Origin of the sequence: Xenorhabdus santafensis (assembly GCF_033949405.1) — a bacterium.
In the GTDB taxonomy this organism is placed as follows: domain Bacteria; phylum Pseudomonadota; class Gammaproteobacteria; order Enterobacterales; family Enterobacteriaceae; genus Xenorhabdus; species Xenorhabdus santafensis.
In genome coordinates this window covers 1-294 of sequence record NZ_VCDN01000409.1, presented here as the reverse complement: position 1 = coordinate 294, position 294 = coordinate 1, and the positions used below count along the sequence as shown (strand labels likewise).

Here is a 294-nt window from a genome sequence, read left to right as displayed (position 1 = left end):
AAAGAACCTTTGACTGGGGATCCATTGCAGCTGAATTTGAAAATAAAGGAACTAGAATATAAGAACCTGTTTAAAATCTTTTTAATAAAATTGCCACACCTGCCAATAAGCAACTCTGTCTGCTATTTTCAAGTGTTCGTTCACAATTCTTCCACAGTCTACGGTAATTTTCCAACCAAGCAAAAGTTCGTTCCACAATCCAGCGTTTAGGTAACACGACAAACTTGTGAAGTTCAGATCGTTTGATGATTTCAACCGAACAATTAATCGTTTCTTTGATGGATTCTGCAAAGG

At 36.7% G+C, this 294-nt stretch carries 1 protein-coding gene; it reads right to left on the bottom strand.

Translation table 11 applies throughout. The features are described from left to right. Positions 1 to 70 precede the first annotated feature (70 nt). The coding region (locus FE392_RS20760; RefSeq protein ID WP_319931982.1) for a transposase at positions 71 to 294 on the bottom strand (224 nt) is incomplete at its 5' end.